Origin of the sequence: Geotalea daltonii FRC-32 (assembly GCF_000022265.1) — a bacterium.
In the GTDB taxonomy this organism is placed as follows: Bacteria; Desulfobacterota; Desulfuromonadia; order Geobacterales; family Geobacteraceae; genus Geotalea; species Geotalea daltonii.
Window position 1 is genome coordinate 3,726,180 of the sequence record NC_011979.1, and the last position, 14,959, is coordinate 3,741,138.

At 51.6% G+C, this 14,959-nt stretch carries 12 protein-coding genes; all 12 read right to left on the bottom strand.

What is annotated here, in order from left to right:
• Window position 1: 1 nt before the first annotated feature.
• Window positions 2-1,219 carry a type II secretion system F family protein gene (locus tag GEOB_RS16770; RefSeq protein ID WP_012648443.1) on the bottom strand — a complete coding sequence of 406 codons (1,218 nt, stop codon included), beginning with the start codon at window positions 1,217-1,219 and terminating at the stop codon, window positions 2-4.
• Window positions 1,220-1,287: 68 nt separating this feature from the next.
• Window positions 1,288-2,379 carry a type IV pilus twitching motility protein PilT gene (locus tag GEOB_RS16775; RefSeq protein WP_012648444.1) on the bottom strand — a complete coding sequence of 364 codons (1,092 nt, stop codon included), beginning with the start codon at window positions 2,377-2,379 and terminating at the stop codon, window positions 1,288-1,290.
• Between the two features lie 14 nt (window positions 2,380-2,393).
• Window positions 2,394-4,100 (bottom strand): type IV-A pilus assembly ATPase PilB, encoded by a 1,707-nt coding sequence (gene pilB / locus GEOB_RS16780; protein ID WP_012648445.1) that lies wholly within the window; start codon window positions 4,098-4,100, stop codon window positions 2,394-2,396.
• Window positions 4,101-4,168: 68 nt separating this feature from the next.
• Window positions 4,169-5,041, bottom strand: a complete 873-nt coding sequence (aroE, locus tag GEOB_RS16785) for a shikimate dehydrogenase (protein ID WP_012648446.1) — start codon at window positions 5,039-5,041, stop codon at window positions 4,169-4,171.
• On the bottom strand, window positions 5,038-6,900 hold the full coding sequence (locus GEOB_RS16790) for a protein O-mannosyl-transferase family (protein ID WP_012648447.1): 1,863 nt from the start codon (window positions 6,898-6,900) through the stop codon (window positions 5,038-5,040). Before GEOB_RS16790 ends, aroE begins: the two co-directional genes overlap by 4 nt.
• Complete coding sequence (locus GEOB_RS19990) at window positions 6,901-7,920, bottom strand: lysylphosphatidylglycerol synthase transmembrane domain-containing protein (protein ID WP_012648448.1); 1,020 nt, start codon at window positions 7,918-7,920, stop codon at window positions 6,901-6,903.
• A 2-nt stretch (window positions 7,921-7,922) separates the two neighbouring features.
• Window positions 7,923-8,882 (bottom strand): bifunctional riboflavin kinase/FAD synthetase, encoded by a 960-nt coding sequence (locus GEOB_RS16800; RefSeq protein WP_012648449.1) that lies wholly within the window; start codon window positions 8,880-8,882, stop codon window positions 7,923-7,925.
• A gap of 22 nt (window positions 8,883-8,904) precedes the next feature.
• Window positions 8,905-9,747, bottom strand: coding sequence for a twin-arginine translocase subunit TatC (gene tatC / locus GEOB_RS16805; RefSeq protein ID WP_012648450.1), 843 nt, complete (start codon window positions 9,745-9,747; stop codon window positions 8,905-8,907).
• A gap of 129 nt (window positions 9,748-9,876) precedes the next feature.
• Window positions 9,877-10,929, bottom strand: coding sequence for a protein-glutamate methylesterase/protein-glutamine glutaminase (locus GEOB_RS16810; RefSeq protein WP_012648451.1), 1,053 nt, complete (start codon window positions 10,927-10,929; stop codon window positions 9,877-9,879).
• Window positions 10,926-11,789, bottom strand: coding sequence for a CheR family methyltransferase (locus GEOB_RS16815; protein WP_012648452.1), 864 nt, complete (start codon window positions 11,787-11,789; stop codon window positions 10,926-10,928). Before GEOB_RS16815 ends, GEOB_RS16810 begins: the two co-directional genes overlap by 4 nt.
• A 40-nt stretch (window positions 11,790-11,829) precedes the next feature.
• Window positions 11,830-14,064 carry a HEAT repeat domain-containing protein gene (locus GEOB_RS16820; protein WP_012648453.1) on the bottom strand — a complete coding sequence of 745 codons (2,235 nt, stop codon included), beginning with the start codon at window positions 14,062-14,064 and terminating at the stop codon, window positions 11,830-11,832.
• On the bottom strand, window positions 14,048-14,950 hold the full coding sequence (locus GEOB_RS16825) for a CheR family methyltransferase (protein WP_012648454.1): 903 nt from the start codon (window positions 14,948-14,950) through the stop codon (window positions 14,048-14,050). The genes GEOB_RS16820 and GEOB_RS16825 overlap by 17 nt, the downstream gene beginning before the upstream one ends.
• Window positions 14,951-14,959: the final 9 nt, after the last annotated feature.

A 14,959-nucleotide genomic window follows, 5' to 3' on the forward strand; every position in this document is an offset into this window, starting at 1 on the left:
TCTAACCGCCGACGGCACCGGCAAGCTTAAAGATCGGCAAGTACATTGCAACAACAAGGCCGCCTACAGTTGTGCCCAAGAAAACCATAAGCATAGGTTCCATCATTGACGTTAGAGCACCGACAGCATCATCAACTTCATCATCGTAAAAATCGGCGATTTTATTCAGCATGGCATCCATGGCGCCAGTCGCTTCACCAACGGATATCATCTGCACGACCATTGGCGGGAATACCCCGCAGGCAGCCAGAGGCTCAGCCATGGTCTTCCCTTCGGAAATAGCCTGCCGTACATCATATATGGCTTTTTCTACTACTACGTTGCCTGCAGTTTTGGCTACGATTTCAAGACCATCCATGATTGGCACGCCACTGCTGATCATCGTTCCCAATGTTCGGGTAAATTTAGCGGTGGAAACCTTTCTGATCAGTGGGCCAATGACAGGCATTTTTAATGCCAGCTGGTCTATGACCTTACGGCCATTTACAGTTGAATAGTACTTGCTGAAGGCGACCTTTAGAGCAAAAAAAGCACCGATTATTACAATTATATATTTTTTCAGGAAACTACTAAGGGCAATGACCACCTTGGTTGGTCCAGGCAGTTCTCCGCCAAAATCAGCGAACATCTTGGCAAAGGTTGGAATAACAAAAACCAATATGACACCGACTACGATGACGGCAATGGACATAATGGTAATAGGATAGACCATTGCGCCCTTAACCTGCTTTTTCAGCTTCATGGCCTTTTCTATGTAAGCCGCAAGCCGGTTAAGAATGGTATCGAGAATACCACCCGCCTCCCCTGCAGCTACTAGATTCACGTAAAGCTGGTCAAAGGCCTTGGGATGTTTTGAAAGGGCATCGGCAAAGGTAGAACCGCTCTCAACACTTTCCTTTACCTTGATAAGGATTTCCTTAAAAGATTTGTTTTCCTGCTGGCCAGAAAGGATTTCCAGACATTGGACCAGCGGCAGCCCGGAATCAATCATCGTGGCAAACTGACGGGTGAAGACAACAAGATCCTTAGTCTCTATCTTTTTCCCGCCACCGGGAAATTTTATTTCGAAATTGAGACCTTTGCCGGCTTCTTTTATGGTTATGCCTGTAAAACCGAACTTCTTCAGCTGTGCTTCCACCATGGCGACATTTGGAGCCTCCATGACACCCTTTTGCGCTGATCCGGATTTGCTTCTTGCTTCCCAATCAAATTTAGGCATCTTCCCTCCCGTCTCCATGACTTCTGCTCGGATCAGTCAGCACGTTTGAAGCCATTGATTTATACAATTCACGATCTCCGTTGGGCATTTTGCATGGCGCCGGCAGAAATCATCTGTTTCAGTTCATCCGGCTCAGGGGATCTTCCCAAAGCATCATCAACGGATATGATACGTCTTTTATAAAGGGTGAACAGGCATTGATTCATGGTCTGCATGCCGAACTTGTCCTGGCCTACTTGCATCTGGGAATAGATCTGATGTACTTTATCTTCCCGGATCAGGTTGCGGATGGCCGGGTTCGGCACCATTACCTCCAGGGCCAGTGCTCTACCTCCCCCGTTCATTTTTGGGATGAGGGTCTGGGACAGAACTCCTTCAAGAACGAAGGAGAGTTGCGTCCTTACCTGGGTTTGCTGATAAGGCGGAAACACATCTATGATGCGGTTGATGGTCTGGGCACAGGAATTGGTATGGAGAGTAGCAAAACACAAATGACCTGTTTCGGCCAGGGTCAAGGCCGCTTCAATAGTTTCAAGGTCTCGCAGCTCACCGACAAGCACAATATCAGGATCCTGGCGCAACACATATTTGAGTGCATTTTTGAAGCTTTTGGTATCGGCCCCCACCTCTCTCTGGTTGACCAGACACCCCTTGTGGGGATGCAGGTACTCGATGGGGTCTTCAATGGTGATGATATGATCGTGACGGTCGGTGTTGATCTTGTCGATGATTGACGCAAGGGTGGTTGATTTGCCGCTGCCGGTAGGCCCGGTAACCAAGATCAAGCCTCTTGGCCGCTCGGACAGGTCCTTTACGACCGGCGGCAGGCCCAGTTCCTCAAAGGTGAGAATTTTATAGGGAATGACCCTGAACACCCCGGCCACTGCGCCACGCTGGACGAAGACATTGCCCCTGAACCTTGACAGCCCTTTGACGCCAAAGGACAGATCCAGCTCGCTCTCTTCTTCGAATTTGTGTTTCTGTGCATCAGTGAGAATGCTGTAACAGAGTTGTTTTGTTTCGATGGCAGTTAGCGGAGGAAAATCCATCGGGGTGACTTTGCCGTCGATCCTTATCTGGGGTGGAGTATTGGTCGTGATGTGGAGGTCCGAACCACCTCGCTCAACCAGTTCTTTCAGTAATTGATGTAAATTAGCCATCTTTGGATCTCCCCCTAATCGTCAGCAACGGTTACCCGCAGCACCTCTTCGAAAGACGTAACCCCTTCCTTCAGCTTGGTCAGCCCCGATTGGCGCATGGTTTTTATGCCCAGGCGCATGGACTCCCGCTTGATCTCGGCTGTGTTCGCACCGTTGAGAATAAGTTCCCGTATTTCTTCCAGCATGGGCATGACCTGGTAAAAGCCAACCCTCCCCTTGTAACCGGTACCGTTGCATTTGGGGCAACCGGCCCCCTTGTAACAGACAAAGGAGGAGGCTTCCTCGGCTGGAACGCCTGCGGTGATCAAAGCGTTGACAGGAATTTCATCGATAATCTTACACTCTGAACATACCCTTCTGGCGAGCCGCTGTGCTGTAATCAGGTTTACTGCAGAGGCAACGAGAAAGGGTTCAATGCCCATGTTCAACAGACGGTTGATAGTGGACGGTGCATCGTTGGTATGCAGGGTGGAAAGTACCATATGGCCGGTCAATGCCGCCTTGACGCCGATTTCTGCCGTTTCGAAGTCACGGATTTCGCCGATCATGATAATGTCCGGGTCCTGGCGCAAAAAAGAACGGAGGGCTGCGGCAAAGTTGAGACCGATATCCTCGTGCATCTGCACCTGGTTTATCCCGGCAAAGTTGAATTCGACCGGGTCCTCGGCAGTTGATATATTTTCACTTATCTTGTTGAGCTCGGATAGGGCTGAGTAAAGCGATACGGTTTTGCCGCTGCCGGTTGGGCCTGTGACCAGAACCATACCAAACGGCTTATGGATTTCCTTTTGAAAGGCCGCCAGAGCGTCCTCTTCATATCCCAGCTTGGTCATATCCAGCTGCAGGTTTGATTTGTCCAGAAGCCGCATAACGATCTTTTCGCCAAACAGGGTAGGCAGAACGGAGACGCGGAAATCCATGTCCTTGCCCCCGCCCAGCTTGATCTTGATGCGGCCGTCCTGTGGCAGGCGGCGTTCGGCGATGTCCAGCTCGGCCATGATCTTGATTCTCGAAGTAATGGCATTTTTGAGCTTCATCGGCGGTTTCATGACTTCATACAAAATGCCGTCAATCCTGTATCTGACTCTGAAACTTCTTTCATATGGCTCTATGTGAATGTCACTGGCCTTCTTCTTGATCGCGTCGGTAAGGATCAGGTTCACCAGTTTGACAACCGGAGCATCCTCTGTGGCCCGCTCAAGGGACGAGACATCTATGTCCTCTTCATCCCCGACAACTTCCAGGTCATCCAGCTCGAAATCGTTCATTACATCGGCCAAAGAGGCCGACTGATCGTACAGCTTGTCAATGGCAGCTTTGATCGAGGTTTCAGACGCCACAACCACTTCAATGTTGTAGCCGGTCATGAACTTGATGTCATCTATGGCGAATATATTGGAAGGATCGCACATGGCGATTATCAGGGTGCCACCTGATCTGTTCACCGGCACGATCTGGTACTTCTGGGCAATGTCGACTGGAATAATCTTGACGACAGCAGGATCGACTTCAAAATCCTGCAGGTTTATGGAAGGGAAGCCGTATTGCTTGGAGAGAAAGGATGTCAGGTCAGGTTCGGAAATAAGACCGTTTTTTATGAGAATAGAACCCAAGCGCTGCTGGCCGCCCGCCTCCTTCTGTTCCTGGAGAGCGTTGGTCAACTGCTCTTTGGTTATGATGTTGTTTTTGACCAGGAGCTCTCCCAGCCTGCTTACATGCATAAGAAATCCTCAGATTAATTAAGTCGAACCCTACGAATAGTATTTTGTAACGACTATTAAGTCAAGCATTAGTTCCCCTTCACCGCCGTCAAAAGACAGCTTTTCATAAGGCCTCTCGGGGGGGCTAAGCCAGTCCAGTGTGAAAAAGCAATTTCCCCTTGTGCCGCAAGCATGCCAAGTCCGTTGGCCGTTCTGCACCCGTGTAAGCGAGCCAACTCAAGAAAGGGGGTTATGGGAGGTGCATAGACCATGTCGTAAAAGGAGGCAGATACCCCTTTTATTGAGGATCCGGAAAATCCGTTAAAAGACGTATTATTCATTCCCACCGATGTGGTATTGATCACCAGATCGAACCGTTGCAAGTGCTCTGCCGATAAGAGCACCTCCAAAGAAATGGAATGGAATTCGATCTTGTTGAACACCCCTGCAAAATGGCCGATCAGCTCATTTGCCTTCTCTCTGTTTCTGTTTGCCACAGTGATCGAAACCGCCCCCCCATTGCCAAGGGCAGCAAGGGTGCCCCTTGCGGCGCCACCAGCCCCGAGAATGAGAACCTTCGCTCCGCCAGGCTCAAATGCCAAATCTTCTTTCAGGGAAACCAACAGACCGGCGCCATCCGTATTATATCCCACCAGCAAGTCCCCTTCCCTGTTGACGGTATTGACAGCCCCCGCCAACTCAGCCTCTGGGCTCAATCTGTCAAGATATGGAATAATGGCCGATTTATGGGGAATAGTCACATTGAAGCCGACTATTCCCAGGCTTTTCAATCCTTGGATCGCCTCTCCCAACCGATCTGGAGAGACAGGAAAAGGAACATAGACATAATCAAGGCCAAGCGCATCAAGGGCAGCATTATGCATGAGCGGAGAAAGGGAATGGCTCAGCGGTGAGCCTATGATGCCGAGAACCTTTGTCCAACCTGAGATTGCTGGTTTCATCTGATTCCGTACCCACTGAGGATCTGTGCTACCTGCATCTGCATCTGCGGTGCGATTCTCTCAGCAGCCCGCAATTCCGCCACTCCCTGACCAAGCTGGCGCATTCGCAGCAATGTTTCTCCAGATTCCAGATGACTGTTTGCATAAATGAGGATCGCCTTGCCCGTATCCAGATCTCGGAAAAACATCTCACCGGAAATGCCACGCAGGATATAGTTGTCCCAGACGGTGAGATCGGGGTAAAGCTCTTCCCCCTTTCCTCGAATCAATTGATAGCAGATACCCCGTTGTAAAAGCCGGTAATCCGGAAACTGAATCGAGTAGCGAGTGGAGAAATCCACAAAGACCGGCTTTCGGTCGTATTGTTCCACAATGACCAGTTGCAGTGCATTTTCCGGGGCCTGCGACTCCAGTGGAATGGACCTGAGCATGCTGTGTCGGAAGAGCTGGGGAAAAGTGTCGAGGTACCAGTTGAAAACCAGATGTGGAGTATGGGGAAGATCCAGGTCTTCTCGCATTTTTTCCACGCCCTGCAGGTACCAGAGCGGAAACGCACCGCTGTCACCCCAAGTGAAGAGAATGGCGCCCTGTGGCAGGGACCGGAGCGTATTGCTGGCATAGTCATAGGCTATATAGTTTTCATGTTGGTCGTTTTCAACGTAGTGCAGGGCGCATACAGTTGCTGGAAAAGCAAGCAGGAGAAGTGCGACAGCTGTTTTAACGGGCAAGGTCGAGACAATCGAGGAGGGAAATAGAGCCAGTGCATTCTGCACCAGGGCAAAAAGTCCCAGGCCGATGAGGACCGCAGAAAGCAAATACAGGGGGGTGAAAAATTCCTCCGTAAGGAAAATCATGTCAAGGGGGGTATTGAAATACCCGGCAATAACCAGCAGAAAAAACAGGATGCCTATCAGGTAAGCCAGGATCTCGTCCCATCTCTTTTTCAGAAAAGCAAAGACTCCGATTAAAACCAGCACCAGCCCGACCCAGGTAAATTCATAGGGTATATTGAAGGCATTTATCTGGTCCCAAAGCAGGCTCAGGTCCCTCACCGGCTTTTCTGAAGGATAACCCCTGCGCAGCAGGTTCCAGAGAAACTGGGTCAAGGTCTTCGAATCACCCCAGTTAAGAAGCGGGTTTTGCATCGCCCTGACCGGCAAATGAAGATGAACCGCAAACCCGAGGACGCCGAAGAACAGGGCAAGGATAAATTCCTTGATCCGCCAGATCAGCCGCCAGTTCATGGTAAGAATAAGGACCGCATAGGAAGGTAGCAAAAGAACGATCGTCTGATGGGCGCCAAAAGCCAGTCCGCAAAGAAAGGCACCCAAATAGATATAGGCAGAATGCTCCTCTCCCTGACGGTAACGATCTCTCCAGAGAAGGAGAAGATAAAAGACCATTGCGGACAAGAAGGCTATCAGAGGGTAAGGCTTGTCGTGATTGGACTGCAGCCAGAGTCTGGCTGAAAAGGCAAAGCTGGTTGCAGCACAGAGAGCGATGATTTTTTTATAAATTTCGGACTGCCTGGCATTTGCATCTAATTCTTCGCCGGCCAGCAGATGACAGACAATGAGATAAACGCCATAGCAAGCAGCAGCTGCAGAAACAGCAGTGGCAAAGTTCACACGAAAGGCAATACTGCCAAAGGGCAGATAGGTAAAAGGTTTGGCATAGTTGACAAATAACGGGTAGCCAGGGGAGTGGGCGGTACCCAGGGAGAAGATGGCCGTGAGAAATTCGCCGCTGTCAAAGAATGTGACACTGGGAGCGAGAGTCAGCAGATAAATGGTAAGCGGCACCGTAAAGGCAAGCACCGCAAATGGATCAATTCTCTCAGTCCACCTGAAATTACTCAATCAATTTCTCCTTTGACCGCTGTTTTCGCTTATTTTTTTCAGAGAAACCTTGTCGCGCCAGAGATAGTAGAATCCTGCCACGATCACAGGGAAAAAACCGGTCCCGTGCATAACCAGAGCCACACTGAGAGACTGCTCCTTGGAAATGTTGAATGCCATAAGGCCATAAACGCACGCTGCGTGGTAGGTTCCCACATAGCCCGGCGACGCCGGCACCATAACGGCAAAGACAAGAAAAACCATGATCAGCATGGAAGCGGTAATGGGCAGAGTTATGTTGAACGACTGAAGAATCAGATGCAACGGCCAGATGCAGGTGGCCCAGACAGCGAAGGAAGTAAACAGGAGGATGAGTATTTCCGAGGGCCTGGAAGAGAGACGAATGCCGGAGATGAATGACCCCAGGAGAGGTATCACCTTCTCTGAAACCTTGGCAGGAAAAGGTCTCAGCAATACGCCCACCACATGTATGGTGCGCATGGTTCTCTTTTTCAGCAGAAAGAGAAATGCCAGCACCACAAGGTAAACGCCGAGGGTGACGTAGCCTCCCATTTTCAGGCCATCCTGGACATTTTCCATGCCGGCCGGCAGCTTTACGGTAAAAAAGGTTATGAGCAGTATGAGCAGAACAGTGAAACCATCGAAGAGCCGGTCCACAACCAGCGTCGCAAAAACAGCGCTGGTTTCGATCTCCTCTTTCTGTCCCAGAACATATGCCCTGACGAATTCACCCAATCGCGCCGGCAGGATGTTGTTTGCCATGTAGCCGATAATGGTGGCGGGGAAAAGGTTTGCCATGACTGTCCGCTTGATGGGCAAAAGCAGATATTTCCACCGTACCGCTCGCAGATAGTAACTGACAAACGTCAGGAACACCACGGGCAACAGATAGCGGTAGTCCATCGCCCTGAAGGCCTCTAATACCTTGTCGAAGTCTATCTTGCGAAAGAGCAGCACCATGAAGCAAAGGCTGATTCCTACCCCCGCCAGAAGCTTTTTGTCGATCGTTTTCCCGGACAAGTTCAATCCTTCAGGTATTCGTCGTATTCGATAACGAAAGCCTTGCTCAAAATGTCACGGCACCGCTGAATATCATCGGCTATGGCCTGCTGCAGGGAAGAAACGTCCGCAAAGCTTTTTTCATCGCGGATCCTGTCGATGAAGTAGACCCTGATTTCCTTCTGGTAGAGATCCCCCTCGAAGTCGAAGAGAAAGACCTCGACAGACAAGGCGTGGTTTTTGAACGTGGGATTGGTTCCGATGTTACAGGCGCCGGCATAAAAAACCCCATCCACTTTCACCTTGACTGCATAAACACCGTCTTTAGGCAGTAACTCCTTTTCCGTCTCCAGGTTTGCCGTGGGGAAACCAAGCCCCTTGCCGCGGTGATGGCCGTGGACAACCGTGCCACCTACCGAGAAATGCCTCCCCAGCAGGGGAACCACCCCCTTGACGTCGCCGCTTGCAATCATCTTTCTGATGGCCGTGCTGCTGAAAATGGTACTCCCATTGCTTATCGGTTTCAACTCCTCGACCTTAAAGGAAAATTCATCTCCCAAAAGGGTAAGTAGCGACACATTGCCTTCACGGTTGCGGCCGAATGCATAATCGTAGCCTATGATCAACTTGCTCATCCCCAGCTTGCCAACCAGAATATTTGCGACAAAGTCTCTGGCTGTGGTCGAGGCAAATTGATGATCAAAGGCAATCTCCACCAGATAATCGATGCCCGACGCCTCGATAAGTGTTTCCTTCTCGGCATAGGTATTGATCAACTGCGGGCTTTTCTGGGGAGCCAGGACCTTCAATGGATGGGGGATAAATGTCACGACTACCGACACTCCTCCCGAATCGGCTGCAGCCTTTTTTACCTTGCGGAATATTTCCCGATGCCCCAGGTGTACACCGTCGAAATTGCCGACAGTGACCACGGCATTGGTCAATGGCTCTGTTATCCGGGAAAGATCTTTTATTATTCTCATAGATTTGTCTGAAGCCAAAGGCTCAGCCTGTCCTGGTTTCGCTCGGATTGATTTTCTTTTTGCCGAAGATAAGCGCCACCCAGACACTGACCTCGTACATGAGGTACAGTGGCACCATGATGACGAACATGGTGATCAGGTCCGCATGGAAGGCAGCTATTATGGAACTGGCCAGGAGGGCGTATTTGCGGTTTCTGGCCAGCAATTGATAGTTGACGATGCCGAACCGGGCCAGCAGGAGGGCCAGCACCGGCAGTTCGAAGATCAGGCCGAACATGAGGATCAGACGGAGGCAGAAGTTGACATAGGCGCTGAGATTGAACCAGCTCTGAAGTCCCTGTGCCTCATAGGAAAGGGAAAAGTTGATGATGACGGGCCAGATGACGATGAGAAAAAATGCTGCACCGGCGCAGAAGCTGATGGTACTGGCCGTAACGAATGGGATGACCATTCTCCGTTCCCTGCCGGTCAACCCAGGCGCCACAAACAGCCACACCTGATGGAAAAGCACCGGCAGCACCAGGATCAATCCGGCAATGATGGAAATCTTGCACTGGATAAAGAAAGGCTCAAGGGGCGCACTGTAATTGAGTACCCTCTCCTTTGCGGAGGTCTTGAATTCCTCATCCAGTTTATAGCGGCTGTAGATCGAGGGATAGCGTTCCTTCACCTCGTTATAGACCTGTTTTTTCAGTTCGGTCAGATAGGTCTTGCCAGTCAAGGGCTTTTCGACAAAAGTAAGCAGATCGTTGGAAAAGTTCCATGATATTCCCATGCCGATGACAACAGCAATGAAGGAAATGATGATCCGTTTTCGCAGCTCCACCAGATGTTCTATAAACGGCAGGACTTTCTCATCGGCCATGGAATACCCTCTTTTCGACCACCTTGACAGCACCGAGCTTTATAACACAGCAGAAAGCCAAAGCGCAACAGCTAAGAGGGCTCGTCCCGTGAGCCGGAGGTTTATTCCAACGCCGGAAAAGTTTGCGGGTCAAAAGGACCGGATCATGGTCTCTGCCACCTTGTCGAGAAGAATTTCACCATCTATATTTACAGTATCCATAACCGCTTTGGGCATGCCGAAAACGATACAGGTTTTCTCCGACTCGATAAAAACTTTGCCTCCTGCATCCTTGACGGCTTTGGCGCCCGAGGCTCCATCCCTGCCCATTCCGGTCAGGACAAAGGAAAGGATTTTACCGCCACAGGCAGCTGCTGCTGATTCAAAGAGCACATCTACCGAGGGCCGGTGCAACGTCCCCTCCGGAAGGGAATCCAGGACAACGAGCAGGTGATTCCCCTCCCTTTTCAACTTCAGGTGACTTCCGGCCGGAGCGATATAGACCGTACCGGGCATTACCGCCTCATCGTTTTTCGCTTCCTTGACAGGTACAGCACAAAGGCGATCGAGCCGTTCCGCTAATGGCGCAGTGAAACCGGCAGGCATGTGCTGGACGATCAGTATGGGACAGGGGAAAGAAGCGGGAATCCTGGTCAGAATGTTCTGCAATGCCGGTGGCCCACCTGTCGATGTACCGATCAGCACGACCTCCGTTTCCCTCTTTTCCGCCACCACCTGGACCGGCGGCGAGACCTCTCTTCCCTCCCCCACCCGGAGTTTGTCCACATCCACCTGGGCCGCCATCCTGATTTTGGAGATCAGTTCCCGGGCAAGCACGGAAATATCCATAGCACCGCCTGCGGCAGATTTGTCGACAAAATCCACTGCCCCCAGTTCCAGGGCGCGCAGTGTGTTGTCGCCCCCTTTCTCCATCAGGGAGCTGAGCATGATCACCGGCGCCGGGCATTCCTTCATGATCCTTTCCAGGGCGGACAGACCATCCAAAACCGGCATCTTCACATCCAGGGTCACCACGTCCGGTTTCAGGGATTTGATCATATCTATGGCCATTTCTCCATTGGAGGCCACATCAATGACCTGGATGTCCGAACTGTTCTCGAACATCCGGACTATGGCCCTTCTCACGAAGGCCGAATCATCGACCACCAACACCCGTATTTTCCGTTGCCCATTTGCGGTCATGTGGGATTTTTCCCTTTCAGCTGGTAGATAATTGCCTCCGGCAAGCGCAGAGGAAGATAACAGGTAGTAATCCTGGACAGGGATTCGGAATGGCCGAGAAAAAGAAGCCCCTCATCCCTCAGAGAGTGGGCGAGATTTTCCACGATGCTTTTGATTGTTTCATCCCCGAAATAGATCAGCACATTCCTGCAGAAGATAATGTCCAGACCACCTTCCGGCAGGAGGTCCACATCCAGCAGGTTGCCCACCATGAAGCGGGTAATGCTTCGAACCGCCTCATTTACCTGATAGCCTTCACTGCATTCATTGAAATAGCGCTTGAGATACCGAGCAGGTGTCGATTGAAAGGCTCGCCCCGCATAAATGCCCTTCTTCGCCTGTGCAATAGCTTTATGGTCCACATCAATGCCCGTTATGCGCACATCCCAACTCCAGGCAAAACAGCCCGATTCCAGAACAAGCATGGCCAACGTATAGACCTCTTCCCCCGTAGAGCAGCCTGCTGAAAGGATCCGCAGCGTTTTATCGCCATCTCTCAGCTTCTTCTCTTTCAGGGCAGGAAGCATAGCTTGGGAAAAAGCATTCAATTGACTCTCTTCCCTGAAAAAATAGGTCTCATTGTTGGTCAGGAGGGAAATGAAGGTGTTGAGCTCTTCCGCAGCTTGCGGGCCGAACTTGAGGTAAGCATAATATTCGGAAAAGGTGGAAAGCCTGAGCTGTCGGAGGTGGGGTAACAGCTTGAGAGACAGTGCCTCCCTCCTGCTGCTCTCCAGTTTCAGACCGAATTTCGACGCCACGTAGTCCTTCAAAAGCCTGAACTCTTCTGAAGTCATGACCGGTTTGGCAGAGCTTCCCATCATTTAGTGTCCCGTTTCTCCAGGACATTCGTCCTGGCCAGCATCAGGCCCGGCCTCCTCTGAGGACAAGAGCATGACTGGCTGCTGTCCGTATCTCTTCAACAGGGTCATTTTTTACCAGGTCAGCCAGGACTCCCATGCTCTGCTCATCATCAAATTTGCCGATTACGGAAAGTACTCCCTGACGCAACAACAACGGTTCATTGCCTCCAGCCAATGCATGGAGCTGGGAAAGATGAGCCGATCCCAGCTCATAAAGCGCTTCACTAGCGTATTTGACAAGTTCCGGGTCGGCAAGGCATTTCGCCAGTTCCGGCACGGCAAGACAGTTTCCCGTTTCTGCCAGAGCAGACACGGCATTTTTCTTCACCATAATATCAGGATCTTTCAAGGCTGCGGCAATAAAAGGAATAGCAGAATCGGAGCCAGATCTTCCCAGTCCCTGCAATGCCGCTGCCCGCACACTCCAGTGCCGGTCCTGTGTGGCTTCGGCAATTTCCTCGACAAATTCGCCAGCCGCAATGCTTGCCAGGGCCTGGACGGCCAGCCGCCTGATATCGGGATCGCCATGACCAAGGTATCGGGACAGGGTTTGCCATCCTCCTCCTTTTCTGCTGCCGATCTTGCCGAGGGCTTCAATGACGGCAAATTCCAGGCGGGTGGAAATGCCGCCATCTGCCAGGTAGTCTACCAGTGTCATTTCAGCTTCTGTCCTGCCGATTCTGCCCATGGCCATGATGATCTCATAATCGAGCCGCTCATCCTGCCTGCCAAGTTGCTCCAGGATATGGTTCACAGGCATAGCCTCCCCATACTCGGTCAGGGAAAACAGCGCTTCCCGCCTGACCAGTTCTTCTTCATCCGAAAGTGCGGAAACCAATAGGGACAAGAACTCCTTTTTCTTCCATTTTCCGGCCGCTTTCACCGCTTCCAGGCGGACAAGAACTTCCCTGTCGTCAAACAGCCCCGACAGGTGATCGGTGAAGATATCAGCTTCGGCATAGCCTGAAACGAGGGCGGCAACCATTCTCTGCTGCAGATCGGCAGATTGGAAGAGATGATTGCACAGAGGGCTGATCCTGTCGGGAGAGAATCGCGAAATCACCTTTGCTGCCATGTCAGTCATGGAGTTGGCGGTACTGCCGTTCTCCAGCATGGATTCCGCCAGCTTGAATACCTCGGGCTCCGTTGTGCCGGCCAGAGAAGCAAGCACCTCCAGCTGGACCTCGGGAGAGCCCTGATGAAAGAGGGACAGCAGGTGATCCACCGAAACCTTGCCGTTCAGATTGCGCAACAGACACAGGACTACCGCCTGGACCTTCTGACTGTTGCGGAGCAGTCCTTCCTCAAGGGTGGTGGCGGCAGAGGCCATGCCTGTTATGGCTTTTTTCACGACTTCCTCGTAATCGTGCTCTTCCAGGAGTCTCAACAGTGTCGGGATTGCAGCCTTCTCGCCCACAAGCCCCAACAATGCCACAGCGGCCCCCTTGCCATCCCCGTTTCCGCTGGAAAGGTGCCGCAACAGGTTTTCTATGCCTCGCCTGGTAATGGAGGACACCAGGTAGTCCTTTGCAACAGCGCCCCCCTTCTCGACAACGGCAACGATGGCCCCGGCAGCTGCAGCAATGTGCTTCTCCGGATCGTCACAAAGAACTTTCAGCAAATGGGGCAGCGCCCTGGCATCGCCAATCTTGCCCAGAGCCTTCAATACCGGGTCCATCAGCAATTCATGGTCAAGGAGAGGTATCAGGTGGGGTACTGCGCGGCTGTCCGCCATTTCCCCCATGGCGACCACGGCAGGATATTGCAGCCAGAAATCTCCTTCCAGCAATTGGATGAGGGGCAGCAAAGCGGCATCGTCACCGATTTTTCCCAGTGCCTCGGCTGCAGCATGACTGACATTGATATCCGGGTCCCGCAAAGCTTCGATCAATGGGTAAAGGGCCTCGCGACTGGCGATATCCCCGAGCATTACCGCGCTGAAATTCCTCACTTCCTCATCCGCATCCCGCAAAAGCGCAATCAGGGCAGGAACCGCCTGTCGGCCGAATCTGACCAGGACTTCCATTGCCCCGTTCCTCAGGTCGGCATTACCGTCGTTTCTCACCGCACTTTCCAGCACTGGATAAATTTCCGGAAAGCCAATGGAAAGTGCCTGATCCATGGCCTCAGCCCTGAATCCCAGATCCTGATCCCCCACAAGCAGCAGCAAATCTTCGACAGATTTGTCGGCCATGCAGGAATCAATCGGCTTTTTACCCTCAAGCGGCTTTGCCATGTCCATTTTTCTCCACTCTCGTATAAATCAGGCATTCAGCATCATTAACCGTCTGAAACCCGTGATCGTAAATATGCAGGGCCTCCGCATCACCGGTAAAGAGGAACCCGCCGGGCAACAGCAGGTTGTACAGGGAATTTACCAGGCGCTGCTGGGTATCGATCGAAAAATAGATCATCACGTTTCTGCAGAATATGAAATCAAAACCACTGAAGCCGTTTTCCACCGGCAGAGACTCGCCATTGACAACCCCAAGCAGGTTGAGCGGAAAAAAGCGGATCAGTTTCTTCACCTCTTCCCGAACCATGGCACCGCCGTCAACACATTCCAGGTACTTCTCGCGAAATGCCGGCGGCAATCCCTTCAACCGTTCTCCCTCATAAAAGCCCGTTTCCGCCTTTTTCAGACAGGCCGAACTCAGATCGCCGGCAAGGATCTCCACGTCCCATGCCTTTGGATAGCGCAGGGATTCAAGCAGAGCCATGGCAATGGAATAGGGCTCTTCTCCGGTGGAACAGCCCGCGCAGAGTACCCTGATTTTCATGATGGAAGCAGAAGGGGGCGATTCTGCCTTTCCCCAGGAACTTATGATTTGCATCCCTCTCTTTATTTCCATAGCCGGGATGATGTTCTTCATCAGATAATCGAATTGGGAGCCGTTTCTGAAAAAGAAGGTCTCGTTGGTGGTAACCAGATCCATGAGAGCAGATTCCTCACTGCCGGAATTCTGCAGAAAATCAAGGTAAGAGGCCAGGTCCGGCAGGCCCAGAAAAGCCACGCGCTCCTCCAGCCTGGCCTTGAGGACCTGCCTCTTGTTTCCCTTGAAGTAAAGCATGCTCCGGTCACGGATGAACTTCTCAATGGCAATAAACGCAGTATTTACCAAAATTTCACC

Excerpts from the sequence above, each read along its gene's own strand:
- GEOB_RS16770 (WP_012648443.1), bottom strand. The coding sequence starts at position 1,219 with ATGCCTAAATTTGATTGGGAAGCAAGAAGCAAATCCGGATCAGCGCAA.
- GEOB_RS16775 (WP_012648444.1), bottom strand. The coding sequence starts at position 2,379 with ATGGCTAATTTACATCAATTACTGAAAGAACTGGTTGAGCGAGGTGGT.
- pilB (WP_012648445.1), bottom strand. The coding sequence starts at position 4,100 with ATGCATGTAAGCAGGCTGGGAGAGCTCCTGGTCAAAAACAACATCATA.
- aroE (WP_012648446.1), bottom strand. The coding sequence starts at position 5,041 with ATGAAACCAGCAATCTCAGGTTGGACAAAGGTTCTCGGCATCATAGGC.
- GEOB_RS16800 (WP_012648449.1), bottom strand. The coding sequence starts at position 8,882 with ATGAGAATAATAAAAGATCTTTCCCGGATAACAGAGCCATTGACCAAT.
- tatC (WP_012648450.1), bottom strand. The coding sequence starts at position 9,747 with ATGGCCGATGAGAAAGTCCTGCCGTTTATAGAACATCTGGTGGAGCTG.
- GEOB_RS16810 (WP_012648451.1), bottom strand. The coding sequence starts at position 10,929 with ATGACCGCAAATGGGCAACGGAAAATACGGGTGTTGGTGGTCGATGAT.
- GEOB_RS16815 (WP_012648452.1), bottom strand. The coding sequence starts at position 11,789 with ATGATGGGAAGCTCTGCCAAACCGGTCATGACTTCAGAAGAGTTCAGG.
- GEOB_RS16820 (WP_012648453.1), bottom strand. The coding sequence starts at position 14,064 with ATGGCAAAGCCGCTTGAGGGTAAAAAGCCGATTGATTCCTGCATGGCC.